Origin of the sequence: Streptomyces sp. NBC_00012 (assembly GCF_045040875.1) — a bacterium.
Lineage (GTDB): Bacteria > Actinomycetota > Actinomycetes > Streptomycetales > Streptomycetaceae > Streptomyces.
In genome coordinates this window covers 8,309,750-8,333,434 of the sequence record NZ_CP108309.1, presented here as the reverse complement: position 1 = coordinate 8,333,434, position 23,685 = coordinate 8,309,750, and the positions used below count along the sequence as shown (strand labels likewise).

Sequence of the window (23,685 nt, the reverse complement as noted above, 5' to 3'; positions counted from 1 at the left end):
AGGAGAAGCGAAACAGCATGACCACTGTGAGCCCCACCCCGACTCCCACTCCCTCCCCCGTACACGCCGCCCTGCCGCACCCCGTCACTCCCCCGCAGCCGGCCATGCAGCTGCGTGAGCTGGTCTTCGGCGCGGCCAGGGCCGCCGCCGTGCGCGCCGCCGCCCGCCTGGGCGTCGCCGACGCGCTGGGCGAGACGCCCGCCACGGCGCAGGAGCTCGCGGCGCTGGTGAAGGCCGAGCCGGCGCCGCTGCGGCGGCTGCTGCGCGCCCTGTCCTGCTACGGGATCTTCACCGAGACCCCGGACGGGCAGTTCGCCCACACGGAGATGTCACGCCTGCTGCGCGAGGACGACCCCAACAGCCTGCGCTACATCTCGTTGTGGTGCACCGAGCCCTGGACCTGGGACGTCTGGCCGCGTCTCGACGACGCGGTGCGCACCGGCGAGAGCGTCTTCGCGGACGTGCACGGCAAGGGGTTCTTCGACTACCTCCACCAGGACGCGCACGAGTCCGCGCAGATCTTCAACCGCGCGATGACCACCTCCAGTATGCAGTCCGCGCTGGACGTCGCCGAGCTCCTCGACCTCTCCGGGGTGACCTCGGTCGCCGACATCGGAGGCGGCCAGGGGCACGTACTGGCGAGCCTCCTGGAGAAGGATCCGGCACTCCACGGCACCCTGATGGACCTGCCGGGCGTGGTGGCGCGGGCGGACGCCCGGCTGCGGGACGAGGGCGCGCTCGTCGACCGGACCCGGATCGTCGCCGGGGACTGCCGCGAGGCCATCCCCGTCCAGGCCGACCTCTACATCATCAAGAACATCCTGGAGTGGGACGACGACAGCACCCGCCGGACGCTGCGCAATGTCGTCTCGGCGGCCCGCCCGGGAGCCAGGGTCGTCGTCATCGAGAACCTCGTCGACGACACCCCCTCGATGCGGTTCACCACCGCGATGGACCTGCTGCTGCTCCTGAACGTCGGCGGCGCGAAGCACACCAGGGAGAGCCTGGTCACCCGGATCTCGGACGCCGGGCTGCTGATCGGCGACGTCGTCGCGGTCAACCCCTACCTGCACGCGTTCGAGTGCGTGGTCCCCGACTGACCGCTCCTCCCCCGGGCACGCAGATCGCCCCGGGTCCGGCCCTCTCGGCCGGACCCGGGGCGATCGTCCGTCTCAGGCGGGGGTGCCGCGCTCCCACGTGTAGAACTCGTGGGCCATGGCGTCCTTGGGACCCCGCCAGGTCTGCGGGTCGTACGCGCTGACGTAGGCGGTGAGCTTCTCGCTGATGTCCTTGAACTCGGGATGCTCGGTCACCTTCGCGATCTCGGGGCCCGGCGGCTGCTCCGACTCGATGAGATGCAGATACACGTCGCCGAACTGGAAGAGCTTGCGCCTGGTCACGCCTACGAGGTGGGGCAGTTCGCCGCTGTCGGAGGCCGCGAACAGTTCGGCGATGTCCGGCGCCGAACCCGGTGCCATCCGGGCGACGATCAGAGCGTGGTGCATCGGGAGATGCCTTTCTGGTCTTGGCCCGGCACCCGGCTCTGGAGCCGGGTGCCGGGCCGTGGGCGGACGGCGGGTCAGTTGGACCCGACAGAGGCGGTGCGGCGCTCCCGGTCGCGCTGCTCGATCTTGTCCCGGATCAGCTCCATCTGGACCTTGGAGTTGCGGTTGATGTTGGCGGTCATCCAGTCGTCGTCGACGGGTGCGTCGGGACGCATCGCGAAGTCCTGGGTCCAGTGCATCTTGGTGCCGCCGGGCACCTCCGAGTACTCCCACCGGATGTTCATGTGCTGGAACGGACCGGGCTCGACACGTCGGGCGCGGACCGTGCGCTCGGCACGGTTCACGGTCCGCTCGGAGACCCAGCTCCACACCTTGTCGTTCTCGTCGGGGTGCATCGTCAGACGGAAGGTGGTGCTGTCGCCGTCCCTCTCGGTGATCTCGACCGCGGCGTACTCGCTGAACAGCTGCGGCCAGTTCTCCAGATCGTTCGTCACGTCCCAGACCAGGTCCAGGGGGGCGGCGATGGTGATCTCGTTCTCGGTGTGTCCGGGCACTTCAGGCTCCTGTCATGAGGCTGTTGTTGACGAGGTCGAGGAATTCCTGGGGGGTCTTGCAGCGGTCGGCGTCGGCCGGCAGCGGCCGGCCGTGCCGGTTCTCCAGCACACCGACGATGCCGAGGAGGCCCAGCGAGTCCAGGCCGTATTCGTCGAAGGCCGAACCGGGGCGCTGCTCCATGTCGTGCGGGTCGACGGTGACTCCGGCCCCCTTCTTCATCAGGACGGCGAGTTCCGTGTAGGTCAGTCGGTCGGTCATGAGGACTTCTCCTTCTCACGTTCGGGGGTCGGTGGAGCACCGCAGCACGATCGCGGCGTTCGAGCCCATGAGCCCGCGGCTGAGCACCAGCGCCGTCCGCAGTTCGGCGGGCCGGGCGCAGCCGGTGACGACGTCGAGGTCGTGGCACACCTCGAAGACGTTCGGCGTGGGCGGTATGAGCGCGTTCTCCATGGAGAGCACCGCGGCGGCCGCGTCCAGCACCGGTGCACCGCAGTAGGCGCGCCCGATCCCGGTCTTGGGCGCCGTCACCGGGACCCGCTTGCCGTGCGCACCGAGGGCGTCGGCGATAGCCAGCGCCTCGGCGCGGTCGGCCGCGGGTACGCCGAGGGCGTCCGCGAAGACGACGTCGATCTCGTCCGGCGCGCAGTCGGCCTCCCGCAGGGCGCCGATTATCGCCTGGGCGAGACCCTCCCGGGACTCCTCCCACCTGGCCGCTCCGGTGAACGTGGCGGCGTGACCGGCGAGTTCGGCCCGGACCTTGGCGCCGCGCCGGCGCGCCGACTGCTCCTCCTCGACCACCAGCATGGCGCCGCCCTCGGCCGGCACGAAGCCGCAGGCCTCCGAGGTGAACGGCCGGTAGGCACGGGTGGGGTCCTCGACGGTGCTCAGGTCCTCGTACCCGAGCTGGCAGACGACCGAGTAGGGCGCCAATGGGGCCTCGGCCGCGCCGACCACCACCGCTTCGGTGCCGCCGCGAATGGAACGGGCCGCGTGCGCCAGCGCGTCCAGACCACCGGCCTCGTCGCTGGCCACGACCGCGCACGGTCCCTTGAAGCCGCCGCGGATCGAGATCTGGCCGGTGCTGGCCGCGTAGAACCAGGCGATGGACTGGTAGGGGCCCACGTAGGTGGAGCCCTGCCCCCACAGTCGCTGGAGTTCACGCTGGCCGAACTCACCGCCGCCGGACCCGGCCGCGGTGACCACACCGACGTCGAAGGGTGAGTCCTCGTAGTCGGCACGGCCGAGCCGGGCGTCGTCCAGCGCGATGTCCGCGGCGGCCATCGCGAAGTGCGTGAACTTGTCGGTCTGGACGAGGAAACGCTCCTCGATGAGCTCGACCGCCTCGAATCCCCGCACCTCGCCCGCGACCCGCAGGGGCAGGTGTTCGCAGCCCTCGCGGGTGACCCGGTCCAGGACGCTCATTCCTTCGTGCGTCCGCTTCCAGAAGGCTTCTGTGTTGGTGCCGTTGGGGGCGACCACACCGATGCCGGTGACGACGGTGCGCCGGGCTTTGCGGGTTCTCATGGTGTCCTCCCACCTGTTCGGGTCAGGGCCACCGCGGACTGGAAACCGCCGAACCCACTGCCCACCGAGAGGACGCTGCGCAGCTTCATCGGGCGTGCGGTGCGGGGCACGTAGTCGAGGTCGCACTCGGGGTCGGGGGTCTCGTAGTTAGCCGTGGGCGGCACCGTCTGGTGCACCAGGGCGAGTACGCAGGCCGCGATTTCTATCGCGCCGATCGCCCCCAGCGAGTGACCGACCATGGATTTGATCGAACTCATGGGGATGTCGAAGGCGTGCGCGCCCAGTGCCCGCTTCACGGCGGCCGTCTCGTGCCGGTCGTTCTGCTTGGTGCCCGAGCCGTGCGCGTTGACGTAGTCGATCTGCGAGCCGTCCATGCGGGCGTGCCCCAGTGCCCGGTTGATCGCCTCGGCCATCTCCAGGCCCTCGGGGGTCAGTCCGGTCATGTGGTACGCGTTGCCGAAGGTGGCGTAGCCCGCGATCTCGCAGTACACGGTGGCACCGCGGGCATGGGCGTGTTCCAGCTCCTCCAGGACGAGGACCGCGCCGCCCTCGCCCATGACGAAGCCGTCGCGGTGTGCGTCGAACGGCCGGGAGGCGTGCTCCGCGTCGTCGTTGTTCGCCGAGGTGGCCTTGATCGCGTCGAAGCACGCCACGGTGATCGGGGTGATCGGTGAGTCGGACGCCCCGGCGATGCAGACATCGACACGGCCCTCCTCGATGGACTGGAAGGCGTACCCGATCGCGTCGAGGCCGGAGGTGCAGCCCGTGGAGACGGTCTGCACCGGGCCGTGCGCACCGACCTGCTCGGCGACCGCCGAGGCGAGCGAACTGGGTGAGAAGGCCCGCTCCAGGTGCTTGCCGGCCGGCCGGTGGTCGACGTCCCAGCGCGCACCGCTCTCGCTGACCGCGACGTAGTCGTGCTCCAGTCGGGTGGTGCCGCCGACCGCGGTGCCCAGCGACACCCCCATGCGCCAGGGGTCCACCTTCTCCGGGTCGAGGCCCGCGTCGCCGAGGGCCTCCCTGGCCGCCACCATCGCGAACTGGATGTAGCGGTCCGACCGGTCGAGGGTGTCGGCGTCCAGTCCGTGCGCCGCCGGATCGAAGTCGCACTCGGCGGCGATCCGGGACCGGAAGCCGGCCGGGTCGAAGAGCGTGATGCCCCGGGTCGCGGTGCGTCCGTTCGCGAGGAGGTCCCAGAAGGCCGGTGCGCCGATGCCGCCCGGGGCGACGACACCGACGCCGGTGACCGCCACGCGGCGGGTCATGAAGGGGCCTCCGTTCGTTCCGGAGGTGCGACGCGGTCGGCGGATTGGGTGTGCTCGGTGTCGACGTGGCCCAGTTCGGGACGCGGGGCGAGCGGGCCGAGGTGGAAGACCATGCGGGCCTCGACATCGCCCACGTTGCGGAAGCGGTGGCGTACGTGGGGAGGGATCAGCAGGCCCTGGTCGGGACGCATCCGGTGCGGCTCACCGTCCAGGTCCACTTCCAGCAGCCCGTTCACGACGTACACGAACTCCTCGGAGTACGGGTGGTAGTGCTCGCCGATGCGGTCGCCGGGCTGAACGATCGCCAGCCCCATGAAGCCGCTGGTGGCCCCCACCGCTGTCGGCGTGAGCATGGCGCGAAGGTCTCCCCCGCGCCTCTGGTTGGGCTGCGTCTCACTGAGATCCACGATGCGTGGCCGGTGCGTGGTCATGACTGCTTTCCTCCTGGCGCGTTGCGCGTTGTAATGACGGGTTGAGCGAGAACCCCCCAGGGGGCGGATGCGCGGTTCAGGACTCCATGGCCCGCCGATCCGTGATCAGGGTCATCTCGGACCGCTTCAGGAAGCGCGGGATGCCCTGCTCGTCCGTGGGCACGGCGTTGTCTCCGCCGTCGAGGAGACGCCCGAGCCTGGCCACCTTGCCGGCGCCGTCGATGCCCACTGCCTGGGCGGGCTGTGCGTCGATGGGTTCGACCGCTTCGAGGAGGCGGACGACGACATCGTCGCGCTGGAAGATGGTGCTGCTGTCGATGATGCTCGCCGGGTCGTCGGCCGCCTCCTCGTCGTGCTCGGCCAGGAGCCGGGCCAGTGCCATGCCGCAGCCCTCCTTGGCCTGGTAGAAGAGGGCGTGCCGGCGGATGTCCTCCGCCTTGTGCCGGCCGGCGGTCACGTGGTGGACGGTGGGGAGCGCCGCCCGGGTGAAGAACATCCGGGCGGAGTCCGGGTCGCTGAGGTCCCGGTCCTGCTCCAGATACGGGTTGATGGCCTCTTCGACGGCCCTGACCTCGGGCTGCCGGGCGACGTGGCGCAGGGCGGCGAGCAGGTCGCCCTCGACCTCGACGGCCCGCACGACGCGGTTCCCGTGCATGAAGAGCGAGGTGCGGCGCAGTCGGGTGTCCTCGTCGACCCGGGCGTTCGGGGAGTCGTAGTCGGCCAGGATCTTCGCCACGATGTCCTCGGTGCCCGGCTTGACGGTGAAGGTGAGCGCGTGGCGCACCACGCCGTCGCCCAGGCGCGGGGACGCCTGGAGCCGGCCCTTGACGGTCTCGGGCGCCATCTCGAAGGCCTTGCCGGTCTCCCGCAGGACGCTGAAGCGCAGTGACCGGGTGTCGCGCACGCAGTTGTGCAGCGGCTGGACCGTGGCGACGTGCTCCTCGCTGTTCACCCAGTCGAGGAAGGGGGGCGCACTGTCCCATTCACTGGTGATCAGCCATTGGGAGGGGTTCTCGATGGACTGGCACAGCTGGTCGCTGAGGTGTCCGGGAACGGACGCGACCTGGTTCCGCATGTGCTCGTACGCCTCCAGGAACTCCTTCTGGGCCCCGTCGTAGAGGTCCAGCAGCAGCACGACACGCAGCCGGGAACCGTCGAATGCGGACTGGGAGATCCGTTCCGAGAGGGTGGTTGTCATCTTTCGATCTCCTTCGAGACGGTTTCGTGGCCGAGCCGGGTGGCACGCCGTCAACCGTCGGTTGGCGAGTGGATTCGGAGCGGGGACTCTCCCGGCGGATGTGATCGGCAGGCTCCGAGCCGCGGGCGTCGTCTCCGTGACCGATCGTGAAACGCTGGTCCGGGCGGCGCGAGATTTATGAACCGTTCAGGTGAGCAGCGGTCCGAACCGTTCTCACCAGGGCATTGAACATTGCATCCGAACGGCGTCCGAGCTGGAGCAACTGATGAACGAGAACGTCGACATTCGCGTACCGGTCCTCATCGTGGGCGGCTCCCTGGTGGGCCTGTCCGCCTCGCTGTTCCTCGGCCGGCTCGGGATCGAGCACCTGCTGGTCGAGAAGCACCGGTCCACCTCGACACACCCGCGCGGCCGCGGCAACAACGTCCGCACGATGGAGGTGTTCCGTACGGCGGGCGCCGAGGCGGGCATCCGCCGGGCGGCCTCGGTCCTCGCCGACAACCACGGCATCCTGCAAGCCGGTTCGCTCACCGGGGAGGACCAGGAGTGGCTGTTCAAGGAGATCGACCCGGGGGGTGGGATCGCCCGGTTCAGCCCGACCGGCTGGTGCCTGTGCAGCCAGAACGACCTGGAGCCGGTGCTGGTGGAACAGGCCCGGGAACAGGGTGGTGACCTGCGGTTCTCCACCGAGATGCAGAGCTTCGACCAGGACCCGTCAGGGGTGGACGCGGCGCTGAAGAACCGGGAGACCGGCGAGCACATCAGTGTGCGCGCGGACTACCTCATCGCGGCCGACGGCCCGCGCAGCCCCATCCGTGACCAGCTGCGCATCGGCCGTACGGGCCCCGGCGACCTGTTCCACAACATCAGCATCACCTTCCGTTCCCGGCAGCTCGCCGATGTGCTGGGCGACCGGCGGTTCATCGTCTGCTATCTGACCAACCCCGCAGCGGACGGTGCTCTGTTGCCGGTCGACAACAAGAAGGACTGGGTCTTCCACGCTCCGTGGCAGCCCCAACTCGGTGAAACCATGGAGGACTTCACCGACGAGCGGTGTGCCGCGCACATCCGTACCGCGGTCGGCGCTCCGGGCATCGACATCGAGATCACCGGCAAGGCGCCGTGGCACGCGGCGGAGCGGGTCGCCGAGCGTTACTCCTCGGGCCGGGTCTTCCTCGCCGGCGACTCGGCGCACGAAATGTCCCCCACCGGGGCGTTCGGTTCCAACACCGGTATCCAGGACGCGCACAACCTGGCCTGGAAGCTCGCCGCCGTACTGAAGGGCGAGGCGGGCCCCGGCCTGCTCGACACGTACGAGGCGGAGCGGCTGCCGGTGGCGCGGGCGACGAGCGCACGGGCCTCGGCGCGCTCCGGTGAGCACAGCCACCCGGGGTACTCGGCGGCGCCGGGTGCGGGCGGCGGGAAGCAGGGCGGCATGCTCAGCGTGGCGCTGGGCTACCGCTATGTCCGCGGCGCGGTGCTGGGCGCCGACCCCGAGCAGCCGGTGGTGCCGCAGGGCATGCGGTTGAACGGTGAACCGGGTAGTCGCGCGCCACATCTGTGGGTCCATCAGGACGGTGAGCGCAAGTCCACACTGGATCTGTACGAACACACGCTCGTACTGCTCACCGACGGTGCGGACCTGGCATGGCGGCGGGCTGCGGCCCGGGTCGCCGACCGGCTCTCGGTGCGGCTCCAGGCGTACGGCATCGGCGCGGGCGCCGATCTGGAGCCGGAGAACGGCGCGGACTGGGCCGAGCTCCACGGCACGACGGCGGAGGGTGCCGTGCTGGTGCGTCCGGACGGTTTCGTGGCCTGGCGGTCGACGGGCCCCGTGGCGGATGCCGAGAGCACCCTCCACGAGGCCCTGACCACCCTGCTGCACCGTTCCTGACCGGGGCGGCGGCGCCCGCGACGGCTCAGGACAGGCCGAACGCCCGTAGCGCCGCGAGGAATTGTTCCGGCCGGTCGGTATGGACGTGGTGTCCGGCATCGATGGTCACGAACCGGCCGTCCGGCATCCGCTCCGCCAGCCGGATCAGCCTCTCCTGGGCGATCCGGCTGGTGGGGCCGCCGCCGATGACGAGGGTGGGGGCGGTGATCCCGCCGAGCAGTTCCGGCCAGGCGGGATCCGGTTCGTTCAGCTGGGCGTCGGTCGACGGCACCAGGGCCCAGTCGAAGTCGAGTTCGCCCTCGGGCCGTTCGGCCGGCGGGCGCGGCGGATCGAGCGGGAACGGTGGCGGCATCTCCTCCAGGACGAGCCGGCCGATCAGCCCGGGTTCCCGCCCGGCGAGCAGACAGGCGGCAGCGGCTCCCATGGAGTGCCCGATCACGGTGGCCCCGGCCAGATTGCGTGCCTCCAGGAAGGCGTGCAGGTCGTCCCGGAACAGCTCGAAGGAGTAGCGGCCGGGCCAGTCACTGAGTCCGTGACCGCGGAAGTCGAAGGCGTACACCCGGTGTTCGGCCGCGAGGTGTTCGGCGACCACGGTCCAGGACCTGCTGTTGTCACAGCGGCCGTGGGCGAGCACGACGGGTGGCGCCGACGGGTCTCCCCACACCCGGTGGGCGAGCCGGGTGCCACCGGCGTGCACGCTGTGCACCTCCGGGTCGAGGAACGCCTCCACCGTACGGACGAAAGTGCCCGGGTCGTCCAGCCACGGGAAGTGCGCCGCGCCGCGCTGCACGACGAACTCGGCACCGGGGAGGAGCGCGACCAGTTCGGCGGCGCGGTCCGGGGTCGGTCCTGCGTCGTACTCCCCCGCGAGGACGAGAACCGGTGCGGTGACCGCCGCCAGCGCGGCGTCGGTGGTGGCCGGGTCGAAGACGCCGTCCTGGTAATAGAACGATGCGGCCTCGGAGTTGGTCTGTCCGGGCTCCGCCGCGGCATGGGCCCGGGCGGCATCGTCCCAGCGCCCGTAGGCGAACGGTGCGACCGCGGCGCGGATCCGGCCGGAGGCACGGCCCGCGAGGAAGTCCTCCAGGGCGGCCCGTGCCTGCGCGTACCAGGGTTCGTCGCGCCGCAGTTCACTCGCCTCGCGCCAGTCCTGGTCGGTGACGTCGATGCCGACCGCCCGGGTGCCGGGGGTGACGAGCGTGAGCGTACGGAGCCGCTCGGGGTACCTGGCGGCGTAGAGCGCGGCCAGGTTGGCGGCGGCGGAGTGGGCGAGCAGGTCGACGCGCTCCTCGCCGAGGTGTTCGCGCAGTGCCTCGACGTCGTCGACCAGCCGGTCGCAGCGGTAGGACGACGGGTCGTCCGGCACCGCGGAGTCCCCGGTGCCGCGCAGATCCGGCACCACGAGCCGGCGTCGGGCGGCGAGTCCGCCGAGGTCCCCCAGGTACGCACCGGCCCGCATCGGTCCGCCTGGCAGGCAGATCAGCGGTGTGCCCTTCCCGAGAAGGCGGTAGGCGAGTTCGGTCCCGTCATATGCGTGGAAGATCGGCATGCCCGCCATCCAAACAGCGCGCGACGGGTGGCGCAGCCGTGTTCGGTATCAGCGAAGCCGCGATGTGGATCAGCCGCGTCGCACCTCTTGCCATCGGGCGGAACATACTGAATTACTGCTACCGAAAGATCGACCGAATGATCGGTCGCCTGCTCGGAAGAGGGAGATCCCGATGACGTCTCTGCTGGACCCGGCGGAACGACTGGGCCGGGACGAGCTGGAGGCACTCCAGCTGGAGCGGCTGCGGGCCACGCTGCACCACGCGTACGAGAACATCGGCCACTACCGGGCCGCGTTCGACAGGGCCGGGCTGCGCCCGGACGACTGCCGTACGCTCGCCGATCTCGCCCGCTTCCCCTTCACCACCAAGGCCGACCTGCGGGACAACTACCCCTTCGGCATGTTCGCCGTGCCCGAGGAACAGGTACGCCGGATCCACGCGTCCAGCGGGACGACGGGCCGTCCGACCGTCGTCGGCTACACCCAGCGGGACCTGGACACCTGGGCCGACGTGGTCGCCCGCTCCATCCGGGCCGCCGGCGGGCGCCCCGGGCACAAGGTCCATGTGGCCTACGGATACGGGCTGTTCACCGGCGGGCTCGGCGCCCACTACGGGGCGGAACGGCTCGGCTGCACGGTCATTCCCGCCTCGGGGGGCATGACCGCCCGCCAGGTCCGGCTGATCCAGGACTTCCGCCCCGAGATCATCATGGTCACCCCGTCGTACATGCTGACCCTCCTCGACGAGTTCGAACGGCAGGGCATCGATCCGCGGTCGACCTCCCTGAAGGTCGGGATCTTCGGCGCCGAGCCGTGGACGCAGGAGATGCGGCGCGAGATCGAGGAGCGGTTCGACATCGACGCGGTCGACATCTACGGGCTCTCGGAGGTGATGGGGCCGGGTGTGGCGCAGGAGTGCGTCGAGACGAAGGACGGGCTGCACATCTGGGAGGACCACTTCTATCCCGAGATCGTCGACCCGTTCACCGGTGAGGTGCTGCCCGAGGGCGAGGAGGGCGAGCTGGTCTTCACCTCGCTCACCAAGGAGGCCATGCCGGTGATCCGCTACCGGACACGGGACCTGACCCGGCTGCTGCCGGGCACGGCCCGGGTGTTCCGGCGGATGGAGAAGGTGACCGGGCGCAGCGACGATCTGGTGATCCTGCGCGGTGTGAACCTCTTCCCGACGCAGATCGAGGAGATCGTGCTGCGCACCCCGGGGGTGGCGCCGCACTTCCAGTTGCGGCTGACCCGGGACGGCCGTCTCGACGCGCTGACCGTGCGGGCCGAGGCACGGGCCGGGGCCACCCCGGAGCAGCGGACGGCGGCCGCGGCGTCGATCACGGCGGCCGTCAAGGACGGGATCGGGGTGTCGGTCGGGGTGGAGATCGTCGATCCCGAGACGCTGGAGCGGTCGGTCGGCAAGTTCCGGCGGATCGTGGACGAGCGCGGCGGGGACGGGGCCGCGAGGTGACGGGCTGACCGGCCCTGCCCGGTCGCGATGGGGTGGGACGGGCGGACGGCGGTGCCCGGCGAGGGCGTGGTGGTTCCGGGTACGGGTGGTCTCCGGGTACGGGCGTCGGTGACTGAGCCGCCGCCCCGGCACACGGGTGTTCCCGCAGCAGGCTCGGGGCCCTCACGGCTGCTTTCGGCCCCAGCCGAAACTCCTGGGGCGCCCTCTCCCCACGCCCCTACGGTGGGCCTGTCCGGCTCGTCAGGGGCCGGTGAACCACGCATCAAGGGGGAAGACATGGGTATTTCAAGGCTTTCCGCGGCCAAGCGGGCCAGGACCGCGGCGGTCCTGGTGGCGATCGCGACCGCTGCGACGCTGGCAGGTCCCGCGCCCACAGCCAGCGCGGGCGGCTCCTGCACTCCCGGCCTCTGCTCGCAGACCTGGAACAACAGTGGGACCGGCTTCTACGCCCTGAAGACCTGGTGCAGGTCGGGCGACGGCAACGGCGCCTCCACAACCACCCGGCCGACCTGCGGCACGCAGAAGAGGGACTACCTCTACCCCGGTGATCGAACCGCCGGCACCAAGGACTGGGACGTCTTCCAGGTCGACGCTGGATTCTGCTACAAGGTGTACTTCGAGGTCGACGCGGGTTGGGACTTCCCGAGGACGTACGACCGGAGGGGGAAGTCGACCCTCTGGGTCAAGGTCGCCAACAACGGGTTCGCCATTGTCAACAGTGTGCGTTCGAGCACCTGCTGAAGCAGGAGATCCGGGCGTGCGGAGCGGTTCTCCGCACGCCCGCCTTCACCCCTGTCCCCTTCTGCGAGGGGACAGGGGCGAAGGCGGGTTCGCGTCCTACGCGAACCGGTCGCGCAGCTCCCGCTTGAGGATCTTCCCGCTGGCGTTGCGCGGCAGTTCGTCCACGAAGAGGATCCTCTTCGGAGCCTTGAAGTGGGCGAGCCGCTCACGGGCGTGGTCGATGAGTTCGTCCGCCGTCGCGTCGCCGCGCAGCACCACGACGGCGGTGACGGCCTCGATCCAGCGCTCGTCGGGCAGTCCGACGACCGCGGCCTCGGCGACGGCGGGGTGGGTGTACAGGGCGTCCTCGACCTGCCGGGAGGCGACGAGGACGCCGCCGGAGTTGATGACGTCCTTCACCCGGTCGACGACGGTGAGGAAGCCCTCGGCGTCGCGCACCGCGAGGTCGCCGGAGTGGAACCAGCCGTCACGGAAGGCTTCGGCGGTCTCCTCGGGCTTGTCCCAGTAGCCCTCGCACAACTGGGGTGACCGGTAGACCACTTCGCCGGCCGTGCCGTCGGGGACCTCCTTGCCGTCCTCGTCGACGACCCGGGCCTCGACGAAGAGGACGGGCCTGCCGCAGGAGTCCATCCGGCCCTCGTGCTCGTCCGGTCCGAGGACGGTGGCGAGCGGGCCGATCTCGCTCTGCCCGAAGCAGTTGTAGAAGGCGAGCGCGGGCAGCCGTTCGCGGAGCCGTTCCAGTACGGGTACGGGCATGATCGACGCGCCGTAGTACGCCTTGCGCAGGCCGCCGAGTTCGCGGGTGGCGAAGCCGGGGTGCCGGGAGATGCCGATCCAGACGGTCGGCGGGGCGAAGACGCTGTCGGCCTGCCCCGTCTCGACGAGGTCGAAGATCCGGTCCGCGTCGGGTGCGTCGAGGATGGTGTTCTGCGCTCCGACCGCGAGGTAGGGCAGCAGGAAGACATGCATCTGCGCGGAGTGGTAGAGCGGCAGCGAGTGGACGGGCCGGTCGGTGGGCCGCAGGTCGAGCGCCGTGATGGCGCTGACGTACTCGTGCACGAGTGCGCCGTGGGTCATCATCGCGCCCTTGGGCAGCGCGGTGGTGCCCGATGTGTAGAGCAGCTGGACGAGGTCTCCCGCGGCCGGTTCACGTTCCGGGACGAAGGGGCGCGGGGTCGCGGTCGCCGCCAGCAGGGAGTCCGGTGCGTCGCGCAGCGGGCGTACGGGGAACGCGGCCGGAATCCGGCCGGCGAGGTCCGGGTCGGCGAGGACGAGGGCGCTGCCGGACTGTTCGAGGATGTACAGGAGGTCGTCGCCGGTGAGGTTCTGGTTGACCGGTACGTGGACCAGGCCCGCGCGGGCGCAGCCGAGGTAGCCGATCAGATACGCGTCGGAGTTGTGCGCGTAACAGGCGACCCGGTCACCGGGGCGCAGTCCGTGCTCGCCGGCGAGGACGGCTGCGGCGGTACCGACGGCCGCGTCGAGCTCCGCGTACGTCCATGACCTGTCCGCGTACCGCAGTGCGGTGCGCTCCGGGGTGCGCCGGGCGCTCCGTGCCAGGACTCCGTCGACTGTGCTGCTCCGTACACCTGTCATGGCGTGATCCTGTGCGGCCGGAACCCGGGGGTCAAGGGTCCGGATAGCGGTGGGGATGTTGACAGGGGTGCGCAGGTGCTGGCTGAGTTGCGCGTGGCGGCTCGAACCCTCGGGCAACCGCCTTTCGCACCCGCACAGTTGGGAGGACCGTTGCCTCTCCGCAACCGTCTGAGACTTCTTGCGATATCCGGCCTCGCGCTGTTCACCGTTTCGGCGTCGTTGCCGCCCGCCGCGGCCGACGGCCCGCGCTCCCAGCGTCCGTCGGGCGGCGGGCTGTCCGCCACGATCCGGTACACCGAGTACGGCATTCCGCACATCGTGGCGAAGGACTACGCGAACCTGGGCTTCGGCAACGGCTGGGCCCAGGCCGCCGACCAGGTGTGCACCCTCGCCGACGGCTTCGTGACACTGCGCGGCGAACGGTCCCGGTACTTCGGGCCGGACGCGGCTCCGGACGGATCGCTGTCCGCCGCGACGAAGAACCTCTCCAGCGATCTGTACTTCCGCCGGATCCGCGAGGCCCGCACTCTGGAGAAGCTGCTGAAGCAGCCGGCTCCGGCGGGTCAGAGCCGTGATGTCAGGGAGCTGGAGCGCGGCTGGGCGGCCGGTTACAACGCCTGGCTGGCGCAGAACCGGACCAACGACCCGGCCTGCCGGGGCGCCGACTGGGTGCGGCCGGTGACGACGCTGGACGTGGTGGCGCGCGGCTACGCGCTCTCGGTGCTCGGCGGTCAGGGGCGCGGCATCGACGGCATCACGAGTGCTCAGCCGCCGACCGGGGCGGCGGGGACGCCCCCGGTCCCGTCGCCGGGCGACGCGGCCGACGCGGCCCGGCGGCTGCTGTCGACGCAGAACGCGGACATGGGCTCCAACGCGGTCGCGTTCCGCGGCGACACGACGGCGAACGGGCGGGGCCTGCTGCTGGGCAATCCGCACTACCCGTGGCAGGGCGGACGGCGGTTCTGGCAGTCCCAGCAGACGATTCCCGGCGAGCTGAACGTGGCGGGCGGTTCGCTGCTCGGCGCGCCGATCGTCTCGATCGGGCACAACGCGAACATCGCGTGGAGCCACACCGTCGCCACCGGTGTCCCGGTCAACCTCCATCAGCTCACCCTCGATCCGGCCGATCCGACCGTGTACCTGGTGGACGGCAAGCCCGAGCGGATGACGAAGCGCACGGTCTCGGTCGCGGTGAAGGACGGCGGTGCGGTGACCCGCACCCAGTGGTCGACCCGGTACGGGCCGGTCATCACCTCGCTCGGTGCCGGGCTGCCGCTGCCCTGGACGGGGACGACCGCGTACGCGCTCAATGACCCCAATGCCGTGAATCTCCGTTTCTCGGACGCCGGTCTCGGTTTCAGCCGGGCACACAGCACCGCGGACATCCAGGCGGCGCTGCGCCGTACCCAGGGGCTGCCGTGGGTGAACACCATCGCCGCCGATTCGTCCGGGCATTCGTTCTTCTCGCAGTCGCAGGTGCTGCCGAGGATCACGGACGAGCTCGCGGGGCGGTGTTCCACGGCGCTGGGCAAGGCGACGTATCCGTCATCCGGGCTGGCGGTGCTGGACGGCTCCAGGAGCGACTGCGCGCTCGGGTCGGACCCGGACGCCGTGCAGCCGGGGATCTTCGGGCCGGGCCGGATGCCCACGGTGAAGGACGCCCCGTACGTGGAGAACTCCAACGACAGTGCCTGGCTGACCAACGCGGATGCGCCGCTGACCGGGTACGAGCGGGTGTTCGGCACGGTCGGCACGCCCCGCTCGATGCGGACCCGGGGCGCGGTCGAGGACGTTTCCGCGATGGCGGCGAAGGGCCGGCTGACCGTGGCCGATCTGCAGGGTCAGCAGTTCGCGAACCGGGCACCGGCCGGTGATCTGGTCGCCGGGGATCTTGCGGCGGCGTGCGCGGCACTGCCCGGCGGCTCCGCGGTCGGCAGCGACGGCAAGGCGGTCGACGTGTCGGCGGCGTGCGAGGTGCTGCGTCGTTGGGACCGGAAGGTCGACACCGGCAGCCGGGGCGCGCTGCTCTTCGACCGGATCTGGCGCAGGGCGACGGCCTCGGTCCCGCAGACCGAGCTGTGGAAGGTGCCCTTCTCCCCCGCCGATCCGGTCGGTACGCCGAACACGCTGAACACCTCGGCACCCGGCGTCGCCAGGGCTCTCGCCGACACGGTGGCCGAACTGCGGGCGGCCGGGATCGCGCTGGACGCCCCGCTGGGCCTTCACCAGTGGGTGGAACGGAACGGGAAGCGCATCCCGATCGGCGGCGGTACGGAATCGCTCGGCATCTGGAACAAGACGGAGCCGGTGTGGGACGCGGCGGCCGGCGGCTACCGGGAGGTGTCGGCCGGTTCCAGCTACATCCAGGCGGTCGGCTGGGACGGCAGCAAGTGCCCGGTGGCGCGCACCCTGCTCACGTACTCGCAGTCCTCCGACCCTGGCTCGGCGCACTACAGCGACCAGACCGGGCTGTACTCGGGTGAGCGGTGGGTGACGTCCCGGTTCTGCGAGAAGGACATCCTGCGCTCGCCCGCGCTGCGGGTCGTGCGGGTCCACGAACGCCGGTAGTTCCTCGTGATGCGGTCGGCCCCGGTACGCCCGGTACGCGGTCAGGGGCTGATCGCGAGGAAGACGAACGCGGCGAAGACCGACAGATGGACACCGCCCTGGAGCAGGGTGGCCCGTCCCGGTACGACGGTCAGCGCGCCGACCACCACGGTGAGGGCGAGCAGCACCATATGGGTGGCGCCGAGGCCGAGATGGAGCGGTCCGTCGAGCCAGATCGAGGCGAGGGCGATGGCCGGGATGGTCAGCCCGATGCTCGCCATCGCCGAGCCGAGGGCGAGATTGAGGCTGGTCTGTACGCGTTCGCGGCGGGCGGCCCGTACCGCCGCCAGGGTCTCCGGCAGCAGCACCAGCAGCGCGATGACGACACCGACCACCGCCTGGGGCATCCCGGCCGCCTCCACCCCCGACTCGATGGTCGGCGAGACGGACTTGGCGTCACCGACGACCGCGACCAGGGCGATCAGCAGCATCACCACGCTCAGCGCGGTGGCGCCCCGGCCGGGCAGCAGCGTGTGCTGCTCGTCCGGCTTGAGCGCGCCCTCGGGTGTGAGCGGCAGGAAGTATTCGCGGTGCCGCACCGTCTGCACCGCGACGAACAGCCCGTACAGGAAGAGTGAGGCGACGGCGGCGAAGGTCAGCTGGGCGGTGGAGAACTCGGGGCCCGGTTTGCCGACGGTGAACGTCGGCAGCACCAGGCTGAGCGTGGCGAGTGTGGCGACGGTCGCGAGGGCGGCCCCGGAGCCTTCGGCGTTGAAGACGGCGACACGGGAACGGACGGCACCGACGAGCAGCGACAGGCCGACGATGCCGTTGCAGGTGATCATCACGGCGGCGAAGACGGTGTCGCGGGCGAGCGCGGAAGTCTTGGGGCCGCCGTCCACCATCAGCGTGACGATGAGGGCCACTTCGATCACGGTGACGGCGACGGCCAGGACGAGCGAGCCGAACGGTTCGCCGACCCGGTGCGCGATGACCTCGGCGTGGTGCACGGCGGCCAGGACGGCGCCCGCGAGACAGAGCGCGACCACGGCGACGGCGAACGCCGGCAGCTCCCGGCCCCAGCTGAAGACCAGGGCGAGCGCGGCGACGACCGGCACGACCACCGTCCACCGGGTCGCCAGTGTCCGGATCGTCGCGAGCGCGTTCATGGGCCACACCCTGCCAGAGCGGTTGCGCGGGCGCTCGTCGGACGGCGGCCGGACGGCGGCTCACAGGGCCCGTGAGTGGCCTTCCCAGTACGGGTCGCGCAGCCGCCGCTTGTAGAGCTTGCCGTTGGGGTCGCGGGGCATCACGTCGATGAAGTCGATGCTTCTGGGGCGCTTGTATCCGGCGAGTTGCTGTTCGCAGTGGCGCAGGATCGCGGCGGCGAGCTCCTCCCCCGCCTCGTGCCCCTCGGCCGGTTCGATCACCGCCTTGACCTCCTCGCCCCAGTCGGGATGCGGGATGCCGAAGACGGCCACGTCGGCGACCGCGGGATGGCCGAGGAGCGCACCCTCGATCTCGGCGGGGTAGATGTTGACCCCGCCGGAGATGATCATGTCGATCTTGCGGTCGCGGAGGAAGAGATAGCCGTCCTCGTCCAGGATGCCGAGGTCGCCGACGGTGAAGAAGTCGCCGATGCGGTTCTTCCGCGTCTTTGTCTCGTCCTTGTGGTAGCTGAAGCCGCCGGTGTTCATCTTCAGGTAGACGGTGCCGAGCTCGCCGGGCGGCAGCCGCTTGCCGTCGTCGTCGAAGACGGCGAGTTCGCTGATCGGCCAGGCTTTGCCGACCGTGCCCGGTTTCTTCAGCCAGTCCTCGGCGGTGGCGAAGGCGCCACCGCCCTCACTGGCCGCGTAGTACTCCTCGACACACCTCCCCCACCAGTCGATCATGGCGCGCTTCACATGGTCGGGGCAGGGCGCGGCACCGTGGATGGCGTGCCGCATGGCCGTGACGTCGTAGCGCCGTTTCACCTCGTCGGGGAGGGCGAGCAGGCGGTGGAACTGAGTCGGGACCATGTGCGTGTGGGTGCAGCGGTGGGTGTCGACGAGCCGCAGCATCTCCTCGGGCGTCCACCGGTCCATCAGGACCAGCGGGTGTCCGATGTGCAGGGACGCGCCCGCGAACTGCAGCACGGCGGTGTGGTAGAGCGGCGAGCAGACCAGGTGGACGTTGCCGTCGAACGGTTTGATGCCGAAGATGCCGAGGAAACCGCCGAGGTGGCTCTCCTCGGGGAGCTTGCCGGAGAGCGGACGGCGGATGCCGCGCGGGCGGCCCGTGGTGCCCGACGTGTAGTTCATGACCCAGCCCAGGGTGCGCTCCTGCGGGGCGTCGTCGGGCTGTCCTTCGAGCAGTTCGGCGTACGGGCGGAAGCCGTCGACCGTGCCCACGGCGAAGCGGTGGCTCGCCGGCAGTTCCGCCTCGTCGGCGGCCTCGGTCGCGGCCTGCGCGAACCGCTCGTGGGCGATGAGCACCTTGGAGCCGGAGTCGGCGACGATCCAGGCGATCTCGGGGCCGACGAAGTGGTGGTTGACCGGTACGAGGTAGAGGCCGGCCTGCGAGGCGGCGAGGTAGGCGGTGAAGAACTCGACGCCGTTGGGCAGCACCACCGCGAACGCGTCGCCGCGCCGCAGCCCGGCCGCGCGCAGTCCGTGGACGAGGCGGTTGGCGGCGGCGTGCAGCCGGCCTGCCGTCCAATTCTCGCCGTCGGGTGCGGTCAGGACCGTGCGGTCGGGGTCGGCGGTGGCCTGGGCCCAGAAGCCGTTGGGCAGCTGCCTCATGAGGCGCTCCGTCCGGCGATGCGGTTGATCCGGTCCACGGCCCGCTCGAAGCCGCGGGTCAGGTCGTCGAAGACGGCCTGCACACTGCGTTCGCTGTTCATCCGGCCGACGATCTGGCCGACGGGGGTGCCGAGCAGCGCGCCGGTCTCGTACTTCTGGATGCGCGAGACCGCCTCGGCCACCAGCAGCCCCTGGAGCGGCATGGGCAGAGCGCCGGGCCCGGACGGGTCGTCCCAGGCGTCGGTCCATTCGGTACGGAGCTGGCGGGCAGGCTTGCCGGTGAGCGCGCGGGAGCGGACCGTGTCGCCGGAGCCGGCGGCGAGGAGCTTTCGGGTCAGGGCGCGGGAGTGGAGGTCGGCCTCCTCGGTGGTCAGCCAGAGGGAGCCGAGCCAGACGCCCTGGGCGCCGAGGGCCAGTCCGGCGGCGACCTGCTCGCCACTGCCGATCCCGCCGGCGGCGAGGACGGGCAGCGGTCCGACGGCGTCGACCACGTCCGGGACCAGGACCATGGAGGCGATCTCGCCGGTGTGGCCGCCCGCCTCGTACCCCTGGGCGACGACGATGTCGATGCCCGCGTCGGCGTGGTGGCGTGCGTGTTTGGCGCTCCCGGCGAGGGCGGCGACGAGTACGCCACGGTCGTGGGCGCGCTGGACGACGTCGGGGGGCGGGGAGCCGAGGGCATTGGCGAGGAGCCGGATGGGGTAGTCGAAGGCGACGTCGAGCTGGTTGCGGGCGACCTCCTCCATCCAGCCGGTGATGCGCCAGCCGGACACTTCGCCCTCGGGGAGTTCGGGGACAACGTGCTTGGCGAGGGTGTCCTGGACGAACTGCCGGTGGCCGGCCGGGATCATCGCCTCGACATCCGCCTCGGTAACCCCCTCCACCTTCTTCGCGGGCATGACGACATCGAGGCCGTACGGCTTGCCGTCGGTGTGTTCCTGCATCCAGTCGAGGTCGCGTGCGAGGTCGTCGGGGGCGGTGTAGCGGACCGCGCCGAGTACGCCGAATCCGCCGGCCCGGGTGATGGCCGCGGCCACCTCGGGGAACGGCGTGAAGCCGAAGATGGCGTGCTCGACTCCCAGTTTCTTGCTCAGCTCCGTCTCCATGGGGCGCAGGATGCCGCAGCCGGTCACCCGAGGGAAGAGATTTTCTGATGCAGTGTCAGATTCTTTGTGACGCAGGGGGCATCCGTGGCGGCGGGGGTGACAGTAATCTCTGCGGCGGCAGGAAGTTTCATTGTCGGACGAATTTTCGAAAGTTACTTTCGCGCAGTGAGAAGGGGTTCCGGATGACCGAGGACGCGGCGGACAGAGGGATCAGCCGACGGAGGCTGGGCAGTGGGATGCTGGCCCTGGGCGGGGCACTCGCCCTGGCGCCGATTCCGTTCGCGGAGCGGGCGTCGGCCATGGAGTCGGGGGCGGGGTCGTCGGGTATGCGCACAGGGGTCGCCGGGAGCACAGCGCCGGGGCACGGCAGGCCGACACTGCGGCGCGGTCCGGCCGAGCGCGCCGGGCTGCTTCGGGAACCCCTGGACCAACTGGTCGCCGACGCGGAGAAGTTCCTCGCCGCCTCCCCGAAGCACCCCTGGTACGCGGGGGCGGTACTGCTCGCCGGGCGGGGCGGCACGGTGGCCCTGCACCGGCCGATCGGCAAGGCCGTGCGCTATGCGGCGTACGACGAGAAGTCCGACACCGGGGTGGAGTTCCCGCCCGATCAGCAGATCCCCATGGCCGAGGACACCGTCTTCGACCTGGCTTCGGTGTCGAAGCTGTTCACCTCGATCCTGGCAGTGCAGCAGATCGAGCGCGGGACGCTGGCCCTGGAGGCGAAGGTCGCCTCGTACCTGCCCGATTTCGCGGGCGGCGGCAAGCAGGACATCACGATCCGTCAACTGCTCACGCACACCTCCGGCTTCCGTGCCTGGATCCCGCTGTACAAGGCGCCGACGCGGGAGGGGAAGCTGCGACTGCTGTGGGACGAGGTGCCCGCCAACCCGCCCGGCACGGTGTACCTCTACTCCGACCTGAACCTGATCTCGCTGCAACTGGTCCTGGAGAAGATCACCGGCCACACGCAGGACGTGCTGCTCCGTGAGCAGATCACCGCCCCGCTCGGGATGCACCGCACCCGGTACAACCCACCAGCCTCCTGGAAGCCGAAGATCGCCGCGACCGAGGACGCCAGGCTGCCCTGGTCCGGCCTGGACCGCGGACTGGTCTGGGGCGAGGTGCACGACGAGAACGCGTACAGCCTGGACGGGGTCGCGGGCCATGCCGGAGTCTTCTCCTGCGCCTGGGACCTGGCGATCCTCGCCCGCACGCTGCTCAACGGCGGGGTGTACGGACGCGCACGGATCCTCTCCGCCGAATCGGTCGACCTGCTGTTCACTGATTTCAACACCGCGTTCCCCGGCGACGCGCACGGTCTCGGTTTCGAGCTCTACCAGCACTGGTACATGGGGGCGATGGCCACCCCGCGCACCGCGGGCCACACCGGCTTCACCGGTACCAGTCTCGTACTGGACCCGACGACCGACTCGTTCCTGATCGTCCTCGGCAACTCGGTTCACCCGGTACGCAGTTGGCGCTCCGGAAGCGCACCGCGCGTCGCCGCGGCCAATCAGATGGCGCGCGCCGTCGCGGTCCGTCCCGCCCGTGGCCGTACGGCGTGGTTCTCCGGAATGGCGAGCGCCGCCTCGGCCACGCTCACACTGCCGCCGCTGCGGGTCGCCTCCTCGCAGGCCCGGCTGAGCTCGGCCCTGTGGTGGGACACCGAGCCCGGTTCCGACTTCCTCTTCCTGGAGGCGTCGGCGGACGCCGGGGCGACCTGGGAGCCGGTCCCGTTCACCACCGTCCCGGCCTCGGAGAAACCCCGCCCCGAACCCGAGCCGCATCCCACCGGCGCGGTCTCCGGCTGGTCCGGCCGGGTATGGCACCGCCTCGACGCGGACCTCGCCGCCTGGCGCGGCAAGGAGGTCCGGCTGAGGTGGCGGTACACGACCGACCAGCTGTACGTCGGACGCGGGGCGTATGTGGACGCCCTCCGGGTCGAGGACGGCAACCGGACGCTCTTCGACGAGAGCCGGCCCGGCGACGCCGCGCGCATCGAGGCGCTGGGCTGGACGGTGTCGGCGGACTGAGCCGCGCCGGGCCGCACCGGACAATGTCCCGATGAACACATCAGCACCACAGCACTGGGTGCGCGCCGAGCGCCTGGACGCCGACCGGACGGCAGCAGCCGTGCACGCCCTGACCGGTGTGCGGCTGGTGGTGGAGGGACCCTGTCCGGGCGGTGAGGTCGGTGCCGCGTACGTGCGGTGGCCCGACGGCCGCCGTTCGGTCCTCAAGTCGCGGCCGGGCGCCCGGATCGAGGAGCTGCGAGCGGGTCCACTGGCGGTGTGCGAGGTGCTGGGCGCTCACGGGTATCCCTGCCCCGCGACGGAGCTGGCGCTCCAGGTGGACGGTGCGGTGGTCCTGGTCCAGGAACTTCTGCCGGGCACACCGGTGGAGTTCCTGGACCACCACGGGCTGGACCGGGCACTCGCCCTCAACGCGCAGCAGGCGGGGCTGCTGACCGAGCACCCGCAGGTCCCGTCGATGAACCTGTATCTGCTCGACGACGGCCCCGGCCACTGCCTCCACGAACCGCTGCGTCGGCACGGCCCGCGCGGCGCCGCCCTGGAGCGGCGGATCAGGTCGGTCGGCGCCGGTCACCCTCGCCGGCTAGCGGGACACGACGTCGTGCACATGGACTTCCACCACGGCAACCTGCTCGCCGTGGACGGCACGGTCACGGGGGTCATCGACTGGGACGGCGCCGGACGCGGAGACCACCGGTTCGACCTGGTCACCCTGCGCTTCGGACTGCACGCGAAGGAGCAGCCGCCGGGCGTCGTCCGTCGCCTCGACGACATCCTGGACGCCCTGCCCGAAGACATCCTGCGCCCCTGCTGGGCCCATATGAGTCTGCGCATGACCGACTGGGCGATCCGGCACTTCGCCCCGGGCGAGGTCGAGCACTGGCTGGATCTGGCCGAACAGCGCCTTTGACGGACCCGGTTGGGCAGGACGCGCTGTAGATTCCCGTGATGATCACCGACTGGCAGAACGACCGGACAGGCAGTGCCCTGCGGGGCGAGAACCCGACCGTCATGCGCCGCCTGAGTGCGGGATTCGCCGCGATCGGAGACGTGCAGTTCCTCCCGGGCTACTCGGTGCTCCTGGTCGACGAACCAGGGGTGGAGCGCCTGTCCGAACTCCCAAGAACCAGGCGGCTGGCCTTCCTGTCCGACATGGACCGGCTCGGCGAAGCCGTCGAACGGGCCTGCCGCCGTGCGGACCCCGCGTTCCGCCGGGTGAACCTGGAGATCCTCGGCAACACCGACGGCTTCCTGCACGCCCACGTGTGGCCCCGCTACGAGTGGGAGCCGGACGATCTGGTGCGCATGCCCGTCTGGCTGTACCCCCAGGACAGGTGGAGCAGCAGACGCTTCGCGCTCGGCCCGCAGCACGACGCGCTGCGAACGGCGATCGGCGAGGAGCTGGACGGAGCGCCGACGGTGAGCTGACGGCCCGGCTCCGCGCCACTGGCAGAAGCCACCGCCGCGACACCCACGACAGGAGAATC

The 23,685-nt window shown here is 70.7% G+C and carries 20 protein-coding genes; 8 read left to right on the top strand and 12 right to left on the bottom strand.

Translation table 11 applies throughout. The features are described 5' to 3' along the window. The first annotated feature begins 17 nt into the window (after positions 1 to 17). Positions 18 to 1,100, top strand: a complete 1,083-nt coding sequence (locus OHA19_RS37530) for a methyltransferase (protein WP_405708573.1) — start codon at positions 18 to 20, stop codon at positions 1,098 to 1,100. Positions 1,101 to 1,172: 72 nt separating this feature from the next. On the opposite strand, the gene OHA19_RS37525 is transcribed toward OHA19_RS37530, so the two are convergent. From OHA19_RS37525 to OHA19_RS37495, 7 genes are all read right to left on the bottom strand, one after another. Further along, positions 1,173 to 1,505 carry a TcmI family type II polyketide cyclase gene (locus OHA19_RS37525; RefSeq protein ID WP_405708576.1) on the bottom strand — a complete coding sequence of 111 codons (333 nt, stop codon included), beginning with the start codon at positions 1,503 to 1,505 and terminating at the stop codon, positions 1,173 to 1,175. A 74-nt stretch (positions 1,506 to 1,579) separates the two neighbouring features. Then, positions 1,580 to 2,059 carry an SRPBCC family protein gene (locus tag OHA19_RS37520; protein WP_405708578.1) on the bottom strand — a complete coding sequence of 160 codons (480 nt, stop codon included), beginning with the start codon at positions 2,057 to 2,059 and terminating at the stop codon, positions 1,580 to 1,582. Position 2,060: 1 nt separating this feature from the next. Beyond that, positions 2,061 to 2,318 carry an acyl carrier protein gene (locus tag OHA19_RS37515; RefSeq protein WP_405708581.1) on the bottom strand — a complete coding sequence of 86 codons (258 nt, stop codon included), beginning with the start codon at positions 2,316 to 2,318 and terminating at the stop codon, positions 2,061 to 2,063. A gap of 15 nt (positions 2,319 to 2,333) precedes the next feature. Then, a complete protein-coding gene (locus OHA19_RS37510; protein WP_405708584.1) occupies positions 2,334 to 3,584 on the bottom strand; it encodes a ketosynthase chain-length factor in 1,251 nt (416 codons plus the stop codon). Then, entirely contained in the window at positions 3,581 to 4,849 is a 1,269-nt protein-coding gene (locus OHA19_RS37505; RefSeq protein ID WP_405708587.1) for a beta-ketoacyl-[acyl-carrier-protein] synthase family protein, read from the bottom strand. Before OHA19_RS37505 ends, OHA19_RS37510 begins: the two co-directional genes overlap by 4 nt. Continuing rightward, positions 4,846 to 5,280: a cupin domain-containing protein gene (locus OHA19_RS37500; protein ID WP_405708590.1), complete on the bottom strand. Its 435-nt coding sequence runs from the start codon at positions 5,278 to 5,280 to the stop codon at positions 4,846 to 4,848. Before OHA19_RS37500 ends, OHA19_RS37505 begins: the two co-directional genes overlap by 4 nt. A 76-nt stretch (positions 5,281 to 5,356) precedes the next feature. After that, a complete protein-coding gene (locus OHA19_RS37495) occupies positions 5,357 to 6,478 on the bottom strand; it encodes a SchA/CurD-like domain-containing protein (protein ID WP_405708593.1) in 1,122 nt (373 codons plus the stop codon). Positions 6,479 to 6,743: 265 nt separating this feature from the next. On the opposite strand from OHA19_RS37495, the gene OHA19_RS37490 reads away from it, so the two are divergent. Further along, complete coding sequence (locus OHA19_RS37490; protein WP_405708596.1) at positions 6,744 to 8,372, top strand: FAD-dependent oxidoreductase; 1,629 nt, start codon at positions 6,744 to 6,746, stop codon at positions 8,370 to 8,372. Between the two features lie 25 nt (positions 8,373 to 8,397). On the opposite strand, the gene OHA19_RS37485 is transcribed toward OHA19_RS37490, so the two are convergent. After that, positions 8,398 to 9,921 carry an alpha/beta fold hydrolase gene (locus tag OHA19_RS37485; protein WP_405708598.1) on the bottom strand — a complete coding sequence of 508 codons (1,524 nt, stop codon included), beginning with the start codon at positions 9,919 to 9,921 and terminating at the stop codon, positions 8,398 to 8,400. Between the two features lie 172 nt (positions 9,922 to 10,093). Here OHA19_RS37485 and paaK point away from each other — a divergent pair, with 172 nt between their 5' ends. Further along, complete coding sequence (gene paaK / locus OHA19_RS37480; protein ID WP_405708601.1) at positions 10,094 to 11,395, top strand: phenylacetate--CoA ligase PaaK; 1,302 nt, start codon at positions 10,094 to 10,096, stop codon at positions 11,393 to 11,395. A 276-nt stretch (positions 11,396 to 11,671) separates the two neighbouring features. Further along, positions 11,672 to 12,136: a hypothetical protein gene (locus OHA19_RS37475; protein ID WP_405708604.1), complete on the top strand. Its 465-nt coding sequence runs from the start codon at positions 11,672 to 11,674 to the stop codon at positions 12,134 to 12,136. A gap of 96 nt (positions 12,137 to 12,232) precedes the next feature. Here the strand turns inward: OHA19_RS37475 and OHA19_RS37470 are convergent, their stop codons facing one another. Further along, positions 12,233 to 13,732, bottom strand: coding sequence for an acyl-CoA synthetase (locus OHA19_RS37470; RefSeq protein ID WP_405708606.1), 1,500 nt, complete (start codon positions 13,730 to 13,732; stop codon positions 12,233 to 12,235). 150 nt (positions 13,733 to 13,882) lie between these two features. Here OHA19_RS37470 and OHA19_RS37465 point away from each other — a divergent pair, with 150 nt between their 5' ends. Next, a complete protein-coding gene (locus tag OHA19_RS37465; RefSeq protein WP_405708609.1) occupies positions 13,883 to 16,300 on the top strand; it encodes a penicillin acylase family protein in 2,418 nt (805 codons plus the stop codon). A 41-nt stretch (positions 16,301 to 16,341) separates the two neighbouring features. Here the strand turns inward: OHA19_RS37465 and OHA19_RS37460 are convergent, their stop codons facing one another. The 3 genes from OHA19_RS37460 to OHA19_RS37450 are packed head-to-tail and all read right to left on the bottom strand — an operon-like array spanning position 16,342 to position 20,165. Beyond that, entirely contained in the window at positions 16,342 to 17,448 is a 1,107-nt protein-coding gene (locus OHA19_RS37460) for a calcium:proton antiporter (protein WP_405708612.1), read from the bottom strand. A 60-nt stretch (positions 17,449 to 17,508) separates the two neighbouring features. Further along, entirely contained in the window at positions 17,509 to 19,059 is a 1,551-nt protein-coding gene (locus tag OHA19_RS37455; RefSeq protein WP_405708615.1) for an acyl-CoA synthetase, read from the bottom strand. After that, positions 19,056 to 20,165 (bottom strand): NAD(P)H-dependent flavin oxidoreductase, encoded by a 1,110-nt coding sequence (locus OHA19_RS37450; protein WP_405753095.1) that lies wholly within the window; start codon positions 20,163 to 20,165, stop codon positions 19,056 to 19,058. Before OHA19_RS37450 ends, OHA19_RS37455 begins: the two co-directional genes overlap by 4 nt. Positions 20,166 to 20,347: 182 nt before the next feature. Between OHA19_RS37450 and OHA19_RS37445 the strand changes: the two genes are divergently transcribed. From OHA19_RS37445 to OHA19_RS37435, 3 genes are read left to right on the top strand one after another with little or no spacing between them, the layout of a single operon-like run. Continuing rightward, complete coding sequence (locus OHA19_RS37445) at positions 20,348 to 22,198, top strand: serine hydrolase (protein ID WP_405708620.1); 1,851 nt, start codon at positions 20,348 to 20,350, stop codon at positions 22,196 to 22,198. Positions 22,199 to 22,229: 31 nt separating this feature from the next. Then, positions 22,230 to 23,108, top strand: a complete 879-nt coding sequence (locus OHA19_RS37440; RefSeq protein WP_405708623.1) for a phosphotransferase — start codon at positions 22,230 to 22,232, stop codon at positions 23,106 to 23,108. A gap of 38 nt (positions 23,109 to 23,146) precedes the next feature. Then, a complete protein-coding gene (locus tag OHA19_RS37435) occupies positions 23,147 to 23,626 on the top strand; it encodes a diadenosine tetraphosphate hydrolase (RefSeq protein WP_405708625.1) in 480 nt (159 codons plus the stop codon). Positions 23,627 to 23,685: the final 59 nt, after the last annotated feature.

Excerpts from the sequence above, each read along its gene's own strand:
- OHA19_RS37530 (WP_405708573.1), top strand. The coding sequence starts at position 18 with ATGACCACTGTGAGCCCCACCCCGACTCCCACTCCCTCCCCCGTACAC.
- OHA19_RS37525 (WP_405708576.1), bottom strand. The coding sequence starts at position 1,505 with ATGCACCACGCTCTGATCGTCGCCCGGATGGCACCGGGTTCGGCGCCG.
- OHA19_RS37515 (WP_405708581.1), bottom strand. The coding sequence starts at position 2,318 with ATGACCGACCGACTGACCTACACGGAACTCGCCGTCCTGATGAAGAAG.
- OHA19_RS37510 (WP_405708584.1), bottom strand. The coding sequence starts at position 3,584 with ATGAGAACCCGCAAAGCCCGGCGCACCGTCGTCACCGGCATCGGTGTG.
- OHA19_RS37505 (WP_405708587.1), bottom strand. The coding sequence starts at position 4,849 with ATGACCCGCCGCGTGGCGGTCACCGGCGTCGGTGTCGTCGCCCCGGGC.
- OHA19_RS37500 (WP_405708590.1), bottom strand. The coding sequence starts at position 5,280 with ATGACCACGCACCGGCCACGCATCGTGGATCTCAGTGAGACGCAGCCC.
- OHA19_RS37495 (WP_405708593.1), bottom strand. The coding sequence starts at position 6,478 with ATGACAACCACCCTCTCGGAACGGATCTCCCAGTCCGCATTCGACGGT.
- OHA19_RS37490 (WP_405708596.1), top strand. The coding sequence starts at position 6,744 with ATGAACGAGAACGTCGACATTCGCGTACCGGTCCTCATCGTGGGCGGC.
- OHA19_RS37485 (WP_405708598.1), bottom strand. The coding sequence starts at position 9,921 with ATGCCGATCTTCCACGCATATGACGGGACCGAACTCGCCTACCGCCTT.
- paaK (WP_405708601.1), top strand. The coding sequence starts at position 10,094 with ATGACGTCTCTGCTGGACCCGGCGGAACGACTGGGCCGGGACGAGCTG.
- OHA19_RS37475 (WP_405708604.1), top strand. The coding sequence starts at position 11,672 with ATGGGTATTTCAAGGCTTTCCGCGGCCAAGCGGGCCAGGACCGCGGCG.
- OHA19_RS37470 (WP_405708606.1), bottom strand. The coding sequence starts at position 13,732 with ATGACAGGTGTACGGAGCAGCACAGTCGACGGAGTCCTGGCACGGAGC.
- OHA19_RS37460 (WP_405708612.1), bottom strand. The coding sequence starts at position 17,448 with ATGAACGCGCTCGCGACGATCCGGACACTGGCGACCCGGTGGACGGTG.
- OHA19_RS37455 (WP_405708615.1), bottom strand. The coding sequence starts at position 19,059 with ATGAGGCAGCTGCCCAACGGCTTCTGGGCCCAGGCCACCGCCGACCCC.
- OHA19_RS37450 (WP_405753095.1), bottom strand. The coding sequence starts at position 20,165 with ATGGAGACGGAGCTGAGCAAGAAACTGGGAGTCGAGCACGCCATCTTC.
- OHA19_RS37445 (WP_405708620.1), top strand. The coding sequence starts at position 20,348 with ATGACCGAGGACGCGGCGGACAGAGGGATCAGCCGACGGAGGCTGGGC.
- OHA19_RS37440 (WP_405708623.1), top strand. The coding sequence starts at position 22,230 with ATGAACACATCAGCACCACAGCACTGGGTGCGCGCCGAGCGCCTGGAC.
- OHA19_RS37435 (WP_405708625.1), top strand. The coding sequence starts at position 23,147 with ATGATCACCGACTGGCAGAACGACCGGACAGGCAGTGCCCTGCGGGGC.